Annotated in this window: 13 protein-coding genes and 1 tRNA gene; 7 read left to right on the forward strand and 7 right to left on the reverse strand. The window is 56.9% G+C overall.

Annotation, left to right across the window (positions count from 1 at the left end; all coding sequences use genetic code 11):
- Window positions 1-115: 115 nt before the first annotated feature.
- The gene (locus tag N8E89_RS03755; protein ID WP_262261182.1) at window positions 116-1,075 is read left to right on the forward strand and encodes an alpha/beta fold hydrolase; all 960 of its coding nucleotides are present in this window, start codon (window positions 116-118) and stop codon (window positions 1,073-1,075) included.
- Here N8E89_RS03755 and hisN read toward each other — a convergent pair.
- Both hisN and N8E89_RS03765 read right to left on the reverse strand, forming a co-directional pair.
- Window positions 1,065-1,838, reverse strand: coding sequence for a histidinol-phosphatase (hisN, locus tag N8E89_RS03760; RefSeq protein ID WP_262261183.1), 774 nt, complete (start codon window positions 1,836-1,838; stop codon window positions 1,065-1,067). The genes N8E89_RS03755 and hisN overlap by 11 nt on opposite strands.
- 250 nt (window positions 1,839-2,088) lie before the next feature.
- Window positions 2,089-2,979, reverse strand: a complete 891-nt coding sequence (locus N8E89_RS03765; protein ID WP_262261184.1) for an N-formylglutamate amidohydrolase — start codon at window positions 2,977-2,979, stop codon at window positions 2,089-2,091.
- Window positions 2,980-3,267: 288 nt separating this feature from the next.
- Between N8E89_RS03765 and cpdR the strand changes: the two genes are divergently transcribed.
- The 3 genes from cpdR to N8E89_RS03780 all read left to right on the forward strand — a co-directional run bounded on the left by cpdR (window position 3,268) and on the right by N8E89_RS03780 (window position 4,432).
- On the forward strand, window positions 3,268-3,630 hold the full coding sequence (gene cpdR / locus N8E89_RS03770; RefSeq protein WP_027229490.1) for a cell cycle two-component system response regulator CpdR: 363 nt from the start codon (window positions 3,268-3,270) through the stop codon (window positions 3,628-3,630).
- Window positions 3,631-3,732: 102 nt separating this feature from the next.
- A tRNA-Val gene (locus N8E89_RS03775) sits at window positions 3,733-3,807 on the forward strand.
- 142 nt (window positions 3,808-3,949) lie between these two features.
- Complete coding sequence (locus tag N8E89_RS03780; protein ID WP_106664232.1) at window positions 3,950-4,432, forward strand: MaoC family dehydratase; 483 nt, start codon at window positions 3,950-3,952, stop codon at window positions 4,430-4,432.
- A 9-nt stretch (window positions 4,433-4,441) separates the two neighbouring features.
- Here the strand turns inward: N8E89_RS03780 and N8E89_RS03785 are convergent, their stop codons facing one another.
- From N8E89_RS03785 to N8E89_RS03805, 5 genes are all read right to left on the reverse strand, one after another.
- Window positions 4,442-5,626 carry an alpha/beta hydrolase gene (locus N8E89_RS03785; RefSeq protein WP_262261185.1) on the reverse strand — a complete coding sequence of 395 codons (1,185 nt, stop codon included), beginning with the start codon at window positions 5,624-5,626 and terminating at the stop codon, window positions 4,442-4,444.
- Window positions 5,627-6,018: 392 nt separating this feature from the next.
- Window positions 6,019-6,558, reverse strand: a complete 540-nt coding sequence (locus N8E89_RS03790; protein WP_106664233.1) for a sarcosine oxidase subunit gamma — start codon at window positions 6,556-6,558, stop codon at window positions 6,019-6,021.
- On the reverse strand, window positions 6,551-9,529 hold the full coding sequence (locus tag N8E89_RS03795; protein WP_245448746.1) for a sarcosine oxidase subunit alpha: 2,979 nt from the start codon (window positions 9,527-9,529) through the stop codon (window positions 6,551-6,553). The genes N8E89_RS03790 and N8E89_RS03795 overlap by 8 nt, the downstream gene beginning before the upstream one ends.
- A gap of 3 nt (window positions 9,530-9,532) precedes the next feature.
- Window positions 9,533-9,901, reverse strand: a complete 369-nt coding sequence (locus N8E89_RS03800) for a sarcosine oxidase subunit delta (protein ID WP_106664234.1) — start codon at window positions 9,899-9,901, stop codon at window positions 9,533-9,535.
- Window positions 9,902-9,924: 23 nt separating this feature from the next.
- A complete protein-coding gene (locus N8E89_RS03805; RefSeq protein ID WP_262261187.1) occupies window positions 9,925-11,178 on the reverse strand; it encodes a sarcosine oxidase subunit beta in 1,254 nt (417 codons plus the stop codon).
- A gap of 390 nt (window positions 11,179-11,568) precedes the next feature.
- On the opposite strand from N8E89_RS03805, the gene rpsU reads away from it, so the two are divergent.
- The 3 genes from rpsU to N8E89_RS03820 all read left to right on the forward strand — a co-directional run bounded on the left by rpsU (window position 11,569) and on the right by N8E89_RS03820 (window position 13,428).
- Window positions 11,569-11,820, forward strand: a complete 252-nt coding sequence (gene rpsU, locus N8E89_RS03810; RefSeq protein ID WP_099997993.1) for a 30S ribosomal protein S21 — start codon at window positions 11,569-11,571, stop codon at window positions 11,818-11,820.
- Between the two features lie 147 nt (window positions 11,821-11,967).
- Window positions 11,968-12,822, forward strand: coding sequence for a tetratricopeptide repeat protein (locus N8E89_RS03815; protein WP_262261817.1), 855 nt, complete (start codon window positions 11,968-11,970; stop codon window positions 12,820-12,822).
- 6 nt (window positions 12,823-12,828) lie between these two features.
- Window positions 12,829-13,428: an NAD(P)H-dependent oxidoreductase gene (locus N8E89_RS03820; protein WP_262261189.1), complete on the forward strand. Its 600-nt coding sequence runs from the start codon at window positions 12,829-12,831 to the stop codon at window positions 13,426-13,428.
- The last annotated feature ends 20 nt before the right edge of the window (window positions 13,429-13,448 follow it).

The raw sequence follows: 13,448 nt of genomic DNA on the forward strand, positions 1-13,448 counted from the left end.
GTCATTCTTTTTGTCAAGAGCTGGTTTGACCTTTGCAGCGGCGCATTTTATCAGAGAGGGACTGATTTCCGGCAAGCGCAAGATGAGGACCAGTCAACTCAAATGATCCGACCGCTTGCCGAAACGGCGTCCAACCCCATTCCTCCCGGTATACGCGTCGATCTCGTTGATTCTCACGGACGGCAATGAACTGCGCTTTGCGATTACACCGGCGAGCACCCATCCTGCCCGGGGTACGGTTATCATCCTGCATGGCCGCAATGAGTGCATCGAAAAGTATTTCGAAACAATTTGTGACATCGCGGCTCGCGGCTTTACCGTCGCGACGTTCGACTGGCGTGGCCAAGGTGCCTCCAGCCGCCTCCTGCGCAATCCGGCCAAGGGCTTTGTGAAGAGCTTCGATGATTACGCAGCAGATCTTGAGCAACTGTTCGAAGCCGTTCTCCTGCCCGATTGCCGCGCCCCCTATTACATCCTTGCTCATTCGGCGGGTGCGTTGACCGCTCTTCTGGCCGCGCCAGCCCTCTCCAACCGCATCCGCCGCATGGTATTGCTCGCGCCGCTGCTCGACATCACCGGCAGCCGTGCCAGAAAGATGGCCGCGAGATTTGCCGCCAACACATTGCGCTCAACCGGTCTCGGCAAGACCTACATGCTCGGCGGGCCTTTCGCGATAAAGCCCTTTGCCGCCAATGAAGTCACCTCGGATGCTCCGCGCTATTCGCGAAATTGCGAAATTCTCCAACAAGCTCCCGAACTTGCCATTGGCGGACCGACAGCAAGCTGGATCGTTGCGGCCGCAGCGGCCATCAAGAAAGTCAGCCGGCCGGACTTCATTGAAACGATCCGAATCCCGATGCTCATTATCGCAGCAGGCATGGATAGCGTGGTGTCCACTCCGGCAATCGAGCGCTATGCGCTGCAACTGCGGAACGCCACATTGCTCACTGTCGATGGTGCCAAACACGAAATCCTGCAGGAAAAGAATTTCTACCGCGAGCAATTCTTCGCCGCCTTCGACGCTTTCATTCCGGGCACTGGAGGTGAAGCTCTGGAAATGGAGCTCAGCGATTGAGCAGATCAAGGGCTTTGGCATGCAGCTCGGGCGTCGCAGCGGCAAGGATACTGCCCGCCCTTTCGGCCGGCCCGCCATCCCACGTCGTGATCATGCCGCCTGCCTTCTCTATAATGGGAATGAGCGCGACGATGTCGTAGGGATGCAATCCGGTTTCAATGACCAGATCGACAAACCCGGCTGCCAGCATGGCATAGGCATAACAATCGGTGCCGTAGCGGGCAAGGCGCACACTTTGCTCGACACGGTCATAGGACGCCCGTTTTTCATCCTTGAACATCGCCGGCGTGGTGGTGAACAGCGTCGCCTCGGAAAGCTGGATGGTCTTGCGCGTTTCAAGACGGCGCACACCACCCGGACCTTCATACCAGGAAGCTTCGCCGTCACACATGAAGAGCTCGTTGGTGAATGGCTGCGCCATCAGCCCCGCCGCCGCATCGCCATTGATGGTCAGGCCGGCCAGCGTGCCCCAGACCGGAATGCCGGAAATGAACGCCCGTGTCCCGTCGATCGGATCGATCACCCACACATGCGAATGATCGAGGTTCTCGCCGCCAAACTCTTCGCCGAGAATACCATGCTCGGGACAAGCAGTGTTAATCAGGCTGCGAATCGCTTTTTCAGCCTCCCTGTCAGCTTCGGTGACAGGATCAAACCCCGTCTGGTATTTGTTGTCGACCAGGGAAATATTACGGAATCGCGGCAACGTTTGCTCGGCGGCCACACCGGCAATCTGCCTCAAAAAGGAAAGTTCTACGACCAAAATAGCTCCTTGCGATTAAAACGTTCTCATTTGGGTGCCTTGTCGGTCAATTTTTTGCATTATTTTTAGGCATCTTACAAGTATGCACAAAAAATCATACAACTCTCTTGACTTTTGTGCGACGCAGCATAGATTGATACATGGACAGGGCGACCTGTCTATGCCCTCCTTGGGCGTTTCCTCCCTAGACTTGGGCCGCGCTTATGCGCGGTCTTTTTTTGTTCGAAGACGAATGCCCCACCTGTAAGCGTTATTCCGCGGCCAGCGGTGTATCGATGAAATAGAAATCCGGCAGCGAAACGAGATCGGCCAGGAACAGCCCGATATCGCGCTGCAGCTGATCAAAGCCCGGCTTCGGCTCATAGCTATGTTCGTTGAGGTAAAGGCCGCGATTCACCTCGATCTGCAGCGCGTGAACGCGTTTTAGCGGCCGGCCGTAATGTTCGGTGATATAGCCGCCGGCATAGGGTTTGTTATGCGCCACAAGGTATCCCATCTCCCGCAGCAGGTGGATCGCTGCATTCGCAAGTTCCGGTGCGCAGCTTGTCCCAAACCGGTCACCAATGATGAAATCGGGCCGCATGCCGCTCTCAGGAAAACGAATACCCGTAGGCATCGAATGGCAATCCACAAGTACGCAGTAGCCAAAGCGCGCACGGGTGGCTGCAAGCACATCCCCGAGCAACGCATGATATGGCTTGTAGATCGTGTTGATTCGCTCCAGCGCCTCGGCGAGCGGCAGCTTATGCGCGTAGATTTCCTGGCCCTCACCGACAAGACGCGGGACGGTGCCAAGTCCACCGGCAACACGCGCCGAGCTGCCATTGGCGTACGACGGTAACGGCTCAAGGAACATCTTGGCGTCAAGCTCGTAAGGTTCCCGGTTCACGTCGAGATAGGCCCGCGGGAAATGCGCAGCCATCAAGGGTGCACCAAGCATGACGGCCGAAGCAAACAATTGGTCGACGAAACAGTCCTCCGAGCGGCGTATCGTTTGCGCATCGAGTTGAGATTGCTGGAGGAACGCCTCTGGATAAGATCGTCCGCTGTGGGGCGAATTGAAAACAAATGGAATGCGCTGATCGGACGGTTGCCGCAATTCGTAGGGCAGATCATCAGGAAAGTCGCGCTCGACGGTCATTATTCACTTCAAAGTTTGCTGCGGGACAGGCGGACGATATATCCTTCACTCTAGTGCAAGTTTACCGCAGATGGAATTGATCAAGAGTGATATGCAACTATCTTTCTGATGTACGTCAGCTACTTCCACCGCAGGTAGCATATCACCTGCGGAGCACCTCGACTTTTACGCTGTTCGCCCTTATTTCTACCAAATCATTCACGCGATCTTTACCAAAAAAGCGTTCTCTGAATATTGATGGGACGCTGGCATGGGGATGATCCGGCGCTAGATAATTCGGACGGACTGATGAAGAGAATCCTTCTTGCAGAAGATGACAATGATATGCGGCGCTTTCTGGTCAAGGCGCTCGAGAAGGCGGGGTATCATGTCACGCATTTCGACAATGGCGCCAGCGCCTATGACCGCTTGCGCGAAGAACCGTTTTCGCTGCTGCTGACTGACATCGTCATGCCGGAAATGGACGGCATCGAGCTTGCTCGCCGTGCATCGGAAATCGATCCGGATCTCAAGATCATGTTCATCACCGGCTTTGCTGCAGTGGCATTGAACTCCGACTCGAAGGCTCCGAAGGACGCAAAGGTGCTTTCCAAGCCATTCCATCTGCGGGATCTCGTCAACGAAATCGAAAAAATGCTGGTCGCGGCGTAAGACAGCTGCGAGTTTCTTTCGTCCTGGCAAAGAAAGCCTGATAACTTCTTCGCAATGCTATTGACGGAGCGGATTCAATATGGTGTATGCGCCCGGTCAGATGGGCGTGTAGCTCAGCGGGAGAGCACTACGTTGACATCGTAGGGGTCACAGGTTCAATCCCTGTCACGCCCACCATCTGATCTTTCCCATAACCAAGCACAAATCGCCAGGTTCCCGGCGTCCAGGGCGCAACCTCTCATGCAAGGGATGACAACCGGGGCATAACCGGCTATCGACTGCGCAAGAGTTTGAAGAAGCCGGTGGAAAGCTGAACATCATGAAAGAAGCGATTACGCTCAAGCAATTGAAGCAAGCGGTTGGCACCGAGATCGGCTGTTCCGAATGGCGCGTCGTCAGCCAGGAGATGATCAACCAGTTTGCCGATGCCACCGATGACCATCAGTTCATCCACACCGATCCGGAACGCGCCGAGAAGGAAACGCCCTTCGGCGGCACCATCGCGCACGGGTTCCTGACGATCTCGCTCCTGTCGACGCTTGCCTACGAAGCCTTGCCGATGATCGAGGGCGCAACGATGGGCATTAATTACGGTTTTGACAAGGTGCGCTTCATGGCACCGGTCAAGTCCGGCAAGCAGGTACGGGCGCACTTCAAGCTGGTGGATGCTGATATCCGCCCCTCGGGCCGCGTGCTCAATAATTACGAAGTGACCCTTGAGATCGAAGGTTCGCTCAAGCCGGCGCTCGTTGCCAACTGGCTTACCATCGCCGTGCTCGAACATCCGCCCGAAATGGATTGAGCAGAGGCGTCAGGCCGGTTCCATGACCCTGCCCGCCTCGTCGAGCGGCGCTGCACTGTTCTGATATCTGATTACCAGATCCCCAAACGCAAAAGGACCTTGTACGAACATGCCTATGTCGTAGGGATTGCGAATTTGTGCCCCTTTGAGAAACAGCAAGTGCATCTTGAAAAAATTCTTCCTGGCACGCGCGTAGCGCTTGGCACTGTGAATATGTTTGAAACGAATCCGCCGGATTGTCAGCGCGCTTCGCGGTTTGATGCCAAGCGCCTTCGCGGGATCGGATTTATAGAAATGGATGATATCGGTGATCGTCTGGAACTCCGCCCATAGGACCGGTGTGTCCTGGCAGACAATCCGCACGTCCTCACGCAATCCAGCCGCTCGCGGATGAAAAGCGATCATCAACAGGCAGGAGCCCGCCGCCAGCAACGACACAGGCTTCCGCTTCAGCAGCTCCGGATCGCTGCGCCAGACGTCGGCGATAGCTTCCACCGCAGGAACGGTGCCAAGGCTGTGCCCAATGATAAGGACCTCATCCGCGTCGGTTGTCCGCAGCTTTTCCGCCAACTGATCTGCAAAAGCGTGCCGGCGTTGCAGGAGGCTAGGATTGCGGCCGTGGATGCGGTCCGAGGCGGCCGCCCAGTCATCGAGCAGATAGGAAAAGAATAATTTTTCGCCTGGCCAGATGATTAGAAGCCGGCCAGTTGCCAGCGCGAGCGGGATCGTCCACAGCAGATGAAGGGCGCTGTAACCGGCGAATAATGGCAACAGTCCGATGGCTACCGTGACCAGCGTGATGAAGCAGGCAAGCGCAAAAGGCCACATGAAAAAGACGCAGAAGCGCCAGCTGGTGCGCAGGTAACGCCAGAACGTACCCGTCAGCAGAATATCGAGAAACGCCATCAATCCCGTGGCAAAGCGCGTGGCAACTTTCCGCGCGGCATAGGCGTCGAAAATATCCGCTGCGCCATATTGGCAAAACTCGGTTTGTGTTTGCCAGTTGGCGCCGCTCGTTGCGATCTGCATGGATGCAATGTTCTGCCCCTGTGGCACCATTGACCCTGCTCGGGTCTTCGCGTGCCAGAGATTGTTGAAATCGGCGGAACTGTTCAGATAGCGCCCGCGAACCGCGTCAGGATGTAATCCCTCATAGCCCGTAAAATTGACAACCAGGCGTTTTTTGACAGCCATTTCGTTTCTCTGAGCAAAGAGACCACGCGAGATCAGCGGTCACCGGCATCTCTTTAAGCCAGACGGCGGCGTAATTGCGACCGGCAGTTCAATTATCAGGACGTCTAACATAAAATTGATGCGGGTGGACCGCTGTGCTGCCTTTTCATTGGGAGAGATAGAAAATTCGAGGAGATACGCGAAGGGCGGGGTCTTCCCCGGTCAAGCAGCTCCATACCGCAGTTGGCCGCCGTCTCGGCATCCGCGGATATGGCCTTTTCGCCCGGATACTGTGTCGCAAAGGCACGACAATGAATAAACATTGCCGTCGCCTCTTCTCCTCGTATCCGCACGAAAAGCTTCACACCATTTGGACCAGATCAACAGGTCCTGACCTTATGCCGGAGTCTGTCTTATACAGCGGCGTCGCGCGCTGATTCCTGCAGAAAACCGTAGGCGTAGGTCGAGAACGACCGCCAGCATTCGATACGAAAGCTGTTCTCGCTGGTACGCAGCAGGACAATCTCGATCTTGCCGAAAACAGTCCGGGACGCGGCTCCCACTGGAAACGCTTTGAGCGACAGGTCTTGCGGGCATCCGCCATTGACGACTCTGTCCGCGCCTTTGCCGGAAACGATAATACCGACATTGCGATGTGAAATATCGACTGCGGAGTGCAGCACTTGTCCTTTTGCCAGGTCAGCAACAAGGCTGCTATCTGCGCCGTCGATAATGAGCCATTCGTCGGGACCGATCCACATGGCGGTGCGGCTGCCGTTCGCGACAGTTGATTTCGGCTTGACCGGCAGATTCAGCCCCAATGCCTTGGAGAGCGCCGGGATCGCGTCTGATCTCGCGCGAAGCGAGACACGCGTCGCATTGTCAGCCAGGGCTACTGATACTGAGCCCGCCTGCAGGGGATGCAACCGTGTTGCCTGGATCATCTCAACCATTCAAACGCTCTCCTTTTTCGTCGAAGAACACTGTTCCGGTTACTTCCACTTCGATCACTCCGTTCGGCATAGGTACGTAGAGGGTTTCTCCAAGCCGTTTTGTCCCATCGATCACCAGCGCCATGGCGATGGAGCGGCCGCAATTTTCCGACCAGTAGGACGAGGTCACATGACCGATCATAGTCATCGGCACCGGCTGGTTCGGGTTGGCAACGATCTGTGCGCCCTCCTCCAGCACGATCTTCGGATCCACGGTTTTCAGCCCGACAAGCTGCTTGCGACCATCCGCCACCAGATCACGGCGCAGAAGGCCACGAATGCCGACATAGTCTGTCTTGTTCTTGCCGATGGCCCAGGTGAGGCCGGCGTCCTGCGGTGTTACTGTGCCATCCGTGTCCTGACCCACGATGATGTAACCCTTCTCCGCACGCAGGATATGCATCGCTTCCGTGCCATAGGGCGTCAGGCCAAGCGGCCTACCGCTCGCGTAGACGGCCTCCCACACCGCCTGACCGTAATCAGCAGGCACGTTGATTTCGTAGCCGGCCTCCCCGGTAAACGACATCCGGAACAATCGTGTCGGCACGCCGCAGATCTTGCCTTCCCGCACACTCATATGCGGCATGGCTTCGTTGGACATGTCGATGCCTTCGACCAGCGGCGCAATGATTTCGCGGGCCTTCGGACCCTGTACGGCAATCACCGCCCATTGCTCGGTCGTCGAGGTCAGCCAGACATTGAGATGCGGGAATTCAGTCTGGAGATAGTCTTCCATGTGATGCATGACGCGCGGCGCGCCGCCGGTCGTCGTTGTCACATGGAAACGATCCTCAGCGAGGCGGCCGACGACACCGTCATCATAGATGAACCCGTCTTCGCGCAGCATGATACCGTAACGGCAGCGGCCGACGCCGAGCTTTTCCCAAGGGTTGGTATAAAGGAGTTCCAGAAATTTTGCGGCGTCCGGCCCGACCACCTCAATTTTGCCAAGCGTCGACGCATCGAAGATGCCGGCCTGATTGCGCACGGCAACGCATTCGCGGTTGACCGCCGCATGCATGTCTTCGCCAGCCTGGGGATAATACCAGGCACGCTTCCACTGGCCGACATCCTCGAAGGCCGCGCCATGTGCCGCATGCCAGGCATGCATGGGGGTACACCGCGTCGGATCGAAAAGATCATGCCGCGCGTGATTGACGATCGCGCCGAATGTGACCGGCGTGAAGGGCGCGCGAAATGTCGTCAACCCGACGGCCGGAATTGGCCGATTCAGCGCTTCGGCGGCAATCGCAAGGCCATGCAGATTGGACGTCTTGCCCTGGTCGGTCGCCATGCCGTTGGTGGTGAAACGCTTGACGTGTTCGATCGAGTGCATGCCTTCGCGCACGGCGAGCCGCACATCCTTCGCCGTCACATCGTTCTGGAAATCGACAAAGGCCTTGACGGTTGTGTCCGCACCAGCGCCAGGTGCCGAGCCGATCATACCACCGACCCAGTCCGTACCGCCGGTCGCAGAAATAGATTTGGCGTTGCCGCCGCCAACTGCGAAAGCCTCATCCAGTGTAGCTTGCAGGCCGTCTGTCCCGTTGCAGGCGCCGACAGAAACGCAGTCCTGCGCATATGTGCCAGGCAGGAAACGCTCGTTTTCAGCATCCCACGCGACCTTGCCGCGTGATTGGGAAAACAGATGCACCGACGGTGTCCAGCCACCGGACATGATCAGCGCGTCAATGGCGACCTTGCGCTCATTGCCTCCCCGGTTTGGCTGGATCGACATCGACGATACGCGGCGTTTGCCGCCGGCACTATAGACGGCATGCCCAGTCAAGACCTCGATACCAAGCGAGCGGGCTTCGTTGACAACCGCAGATGATGGATCGTCGCGCGTATCGACAATCACAGGCACATCGACCCCGGCGCGCTTCAGATCGATCGCCGCGGCATAGGCCGAATCATTGGAAGTGTAGACCCCAACCTTCCGGCCAATCGCAACCCCGTACTGGTTGAGGAACATTCGAGCAGCCGAAGCCAGCATGACCCCCGGGCGATCATTATTGGCAAACACCATATGCCGTTCGATAGCACCAGTGGCGAGGATCACCTTTTTCGCCCGAACCTGCCAAAGCCGTTCGCGCGGCATATCTGAGCCGGGATTACTGAGATGGTCGCTGATACGCTCGACCAGACCAACGAAGTTTTGCGCGTAATAGCCAAAAGCCGTGGTTCGGCTGAGGACGGTGACATTGTCCATCGCCCTTAATTTCGCAACCGTCGCAGCTGCCCATTCATGGCCTGAAACGCCGTCGATGGTGACGTCGCTTTCATAGCGCAATGCGCCGCCGGCTTCGGGTTGCTCGTCGCAAAGAATGACCTTGGCACCGGTCGATGCCGCGCTCAGCGCTGCGGCAAGACCAGCGGCGCCCGCGCCGACAATGAGCACATCGCAATGGGCGAAGCGGTTGGTATAGCGATCCGTGTCTGGCTCGCCAGGGACGACACCGAGACCTGCGGCGGCTCGGATCTTGGGCTCGTAGATGGTCTTCCAGGCAAATTTCGGCCACATGAAAGTCTTGTAGTAGAAGCCCGCGGGCAGCATCGGCGAGAAGACATCATTGACGGCGCCGACATCGAAAGTCAGCGATGGCCAGCGGTTCTGTGACTTGACCTTCAGCCCGTCATAGATTTCCTGCACGGTCGCACGCACATTGGGCTGCTTGCGCGACTTGTCGCGCTCGATATCAACCAATGCGTTCGGCTCTTCGCTGCCTGCGGAGAGAATACCGCGCGGACGGTGATATTTGAACGAGCGGCCAACCAGGTGAATACCGTTGGCAAGCAGCGCGGAGGCCAGCGTGTCGCCTTCGAGGCCAGTCAGGTTCTGGCCGTCGAACGTAAAGCGTACGGTTTTCGCCGGGGTCAATCGGCCCGCGCCGGCAATACGGTTGCTTCCTGAATGAATAGACGTGCTCACGGCTTACACCTCTGCTTTCTTGGCGCGGGGCGCGCGTGTCGATGCTGGCTGCTCAACCGGGTCTGGCGATGCGGCTGGCCGGGAGAGGAGCAACTCCACGTTCGGGCGCGGCTCACCGGCCTTGTAGACGGTCAGGAACTTGTCCGAAACGGAATCGCGCACGGCATTGAAGAACCGCCCGCAGCCATGAATATGCCGCCAGCGTTCGAACTGCAGCCCTTTAGGGTTCTGCCGGAAGTACAGATAGGCGGCAAAATCGTCGTCAGACTGCTCGACGATCGGGGCAGCACGCACGAGATGCGCTTCACCCGCATTGCGGAATTCCAGTTCCGGGCGCTCTTCTTCGCAGTAAGGGCATTTGATGAGAAGCATCGTCTTCGTCTCGTTTCTTGAATTCAGTGCGCGACAGCAGCGGCGGCCGCTTCGTCGATCAGGCGGCCGGTGGTAAAGCGCTCGATCGTAAACGGCGCGTTGATCCGGTGCGGCTCATCACGGGCGATCGTGTGGGCAAACACATTGCCTGACCCCGGCGTCGCCTTGAAACCGCCTGTTCCCCAGCCGCAATTGACATAGAGACCAGGCACTGGCGTCTTTGCGAGGATGGGCGAGCGATCCGGTGTCACGTCGACGATACCGCCCCAGGAGCGGAGCATCTTCAACCGCGTCAGTACGGGGAACATCTCGCAGATCGCATCGAGCGTGTGATTGATGATGTGAAGGCCACCCGTTTGCGAGTAGGACGTGTACTGGTCCGTTCCGGCTCCGATGACCATTTCGCCCTTGTCGGACTGGGAAATATAGGCGTGAACGGTATTGGACATGATCACGCAGGGAATCAGCGGCTTGACCGGTTCTGAGACGAGCGCCTGCAGGGGATAGCTTTCGAGCGGCATGCGTACGCCGGCCATGTTCATAATCACCGATGTATGGCCGGCGGCGACGACACCGACTTTCTTCGCATTGATCGGACCGCGATTGGTATCGACACCGATGACCGCGCCATTGGCAGCACGGCGCATGCCGGTAACTTCGCAATTCTGGATAATGTGCACGCCACGATCGGCTGCTGCGCGGGCATAGCCCCAGGCCACGGCGTCGTGCCGGGCGGTACCGCCGCGCCGTTGCAGGGCCGCACCGATGATCGGATAGCGGGCGTCGGCCGAGAGATTGATCGGCGGGCAGAATTCCTTCACCTGTTCCGGCGTGAGCCACTCATTGTCGATGCCGTTCAGCCGGTTGGCGTGGATGTGGCGCTTGAACACCTGAACGTCATGAATATTATGCGCGAGCATCATCACGCCGCGCGCCGAATACATCACGTTGTAGTTGAGATCCTGGCTCAAGCCCTCCCAGAGCTTCACCGCATGTTCGTAGATGCCAGCGGATTCGTCATAGAGGTAGTTGGAGCGGATGATAGTCGTATTGCGGCCGGTATTGCCGCCCCCGAGCCAGCCCTTTTCGAGCACCGCGACATTGGTGATGCCGTGTTCCTTGGCAAGGTAATAGGCGGTCGCCAGGCCATGCCCGCCTGCACCGACAATGATGACATCATATTCCGATTTGGGTTCTGGTGATGTCCATTGCTGCTCCCAGCCTTTGTGAGCACGCAGGGCTTCGCGGGCCAGAGCAAACACCGAATATTTCCGCATTAACTATTCCTTTGCGAACCAGTTGGCCTTCGCAGAGCGATTGTTCAGAGATTTTCACAAGACCCTGTCCAGAAATCGACATCGATTTTATGGCGTGGAAGCTTGCTTTAACGCATCAGTATCGCATCCGTCCAAAGGTCTTTTGCCATTTTGCGACGGAGATTGGCGCTCCACGCCGCTTAATTTAAGATTCCGGACAAGCTGCCCGCAGACCGCGAGAATATCCGGCGATTTGCCCATCGAAAGCATGGACATCCCACCAACTTTCTGATAATGCCCACGGCAGTTTGCGATGGATGACCGTCGCGAAGTCTGGTTTGTTGTCCCATCAATAAGGATTGGGTACGGCGAGCCGGGCTCAACGAAATTCTAAGCTATACAGGATAAAACGTGCAGGTACTCGTACGCGAAAACAATGTTGATCAGGCTCTCCGCGTTCTCAAGAAGAAGATGCAGCGCGAAGGCATGTTCCGCGAAATGAAGATGCATGATCATTACGAAAAGCCTTCGATCAAGCGCGCCCGCCAGAAGGCAGAAGCAATCAGCCGTGCCCGTAAGCTTGCCCGCAAGCAGGCACAGCGCGAAGGCCTTCTGCCAATGCCGGCACGCAAGGCTCCGGTCCGCGCTTCTGCGGCTCGTTGATCAGCATTTTATCGACGCCTTGACCCGAATACGGGGTGGAGTGGCACGTGCCACACCGCCCTTTTTTCGTTTGGTGCCATCGGAACAATAGAGCTTGCAAAGCTCTTGGTAGTACGGGACACATAAAGCATGACCAATTCAGTTGAAATGATTTCGTATCGTGGAACTCGATCAACCTTCAAGTCGGCGCGCTTTTCCGGTTTGGTAATTGCTTCGGTCCTTACCTTGGCAATCGCTGGATGTCAGAGCACCTCCACAGCTGATATGACTGGAATTGACAAGGCACAGGGCTCCACCGAGAACATAAGCTCGCTGAACGACGTCATTCGCAACAATCCGAAAGACCCGGAAGCATACAATGTTCGCGGTTCCGCTTTTGGCCGTGCCGGCCGCAACAATGATGCGATCAAGGATTTCAACACTGCGCTTCAGTTGAACCCCAATTTCTATCAGGCCTATGCCAACCGGGCACTTGTTTACCGCAATATGGGCAATACAGCTCAGGCAGCGGCAGATTACAGCAAGGCTATACAGATCAATCCTCAGTACGATGCTGCCTATATCGGGCGCGGCAACCTTTATCGTCAGTCTGGACAATTGGATCAGGCCCTGAATGATTTCCAGCAGGCGATCCAGCTAAGCACGACTGATGCGCGCGCCTATCACAACCGCGGACTGATCTATCAGGCGCGTAATCAGCACAAGCAGGCAATTGAGGATTTCTCGACGGCCATCTCGCTGCAGCCGGATGCTGCTGAACCCTATAACGGCCGCGGCATCTCCTATGTCGCTCTCGGCGATGACGACAATGCCTTCGACGACTTCAATACAGCAATCAAGCTGGACGGAACGATTGCCGAAGGCTGGGCCAACCAGGCGCTGATCTATGAGCACCGTGGCGACAAAGCCCGTGCGGCGAAATCCTACGCCAAGGCCGTACAGCTTGATCCAAAATACAAACCGGCCCTCGATGGGCTCGCCCGTACACGCAAAACTTCTTGATGCACCGTGGGCAAGCGCTTTGTCGTTGTGCTCGCCCATCCGCTTCAGAATAGTCTTTGCGGACATCTGACAAAGCTCGCTGCTTCCTTGATCGCCGAGGCCGGTCACGATCTGCATATCGTCGACCTCTACGAACGGGATTTCGATCCGCGCCTTACATCAAGCGAGCGGCAAAGCTACTATGCTTCAGAGTATGATTGCCGTGCCGTCGCCGAGGACGCAGAAAGCCTTCAGATCGCGGATGTGCTTGTCCTTATATTCCCCACGTGGTGGTTCGGACTGCCCGCCATATTGAAGGGCTGGATCGACCGGGTCTTCGTACCCGGCATAGCCTACCATCACGCGCCAGATTTCGGACGCATGGTCCCAAAGCTTACACAGCTGCAAGCCTGCCTTGCCATAACAACGCTCGGATCGCCCTGGTGGATTGATTGGTTCATTATGTTTCGGCCTGTTCGCCGTGTCCTGTCGCGAGCCATTATTGGCCCCTGTGCGCCAGGGGCAAGATTTTCCATGCTGTCGTTTTATGATACCGAGAAGATTACTGCGGGCAGATTGGCTGCTTTTGAGAAAGCGCTGAAGCAGAAAATGCAAGAACTGATCTGAATAAAAAGCCCGCCACTTCT

Source organism: Phyllobacterium sp. A18/5-2, assembly GCF_025452215.1.
Taxonomy (GTDB): domain Bacteria; phylum Pseudomonadota; class Alphaproteobacteria; order Rhizobiales; family Rhizobiaceae; genus Phyllobacterium; species Phyllobacterium sophorae.

What these genes read in the sequence shown, in the direction of transcription:
- N8E89_RS03805 (WP_262261187.1), bottom strand. Translation starts at nt 11,178, where the DNA reads ATGCGGAAATATTCGGTGTTTGCTCTGGCCCGCGAAGCCCTGCGTGCT.
- cpdR (WP_027229490.1), top strand. Translation starts at nt 3,268, where the DNA reads ATGAAGAGAATCCTTCTTGCAGAAGATGACAATGATATGCGGCGCTTT.
- N8E89_RS03785 (WP_262261185.1), bottom strand. Translation starts at nt 5,626, where the DNA reads ATGGCTGTCAAAAAACGCCTGGTTGTCAATTTTACGGGCTATGAGGGA.
- N8E89_RS03815 (WP_262261817.1), top strand. Translation starts at nt 11,968, where the DNA reads ATGATTTCGTATCGTGGAACTCGATCAACCTTCAAGTCGGCGCGCTTT.
- N8E89_RS03765 (WP_262261184.1), bottom strand. Translation starts at nt 2,979, where the DNA reads ATGACCGTCGAGCGCGACTTTCCTGATGATCTGCCCTACGAATTGCGG.
- N8E89_RS03780 (WP_106664232.1), top strand. Translation starts at nt 3,950, where the DNA reads ATGAAAGAAGCGATTACGCTCAAGCAATTGAAGCAAGCGGTTGGCACC.
- N8E89_RS03790 (WP_106664233.1), bottom strand. Translation starts at nt 6,558, where the DNA reads ATGGTTGAGATGATCCAGGCAACACGGTTGCATCCCCTGCAGGCGGGC.
- N8E89_RS03800 (WP_106664234.1), bottom strand. Translation starts at nt 9,901, where the DNA reads ATGCTTCTCATCAAATGCCCTTACTGCGAAGAAGAGCGCCCGGAACTG.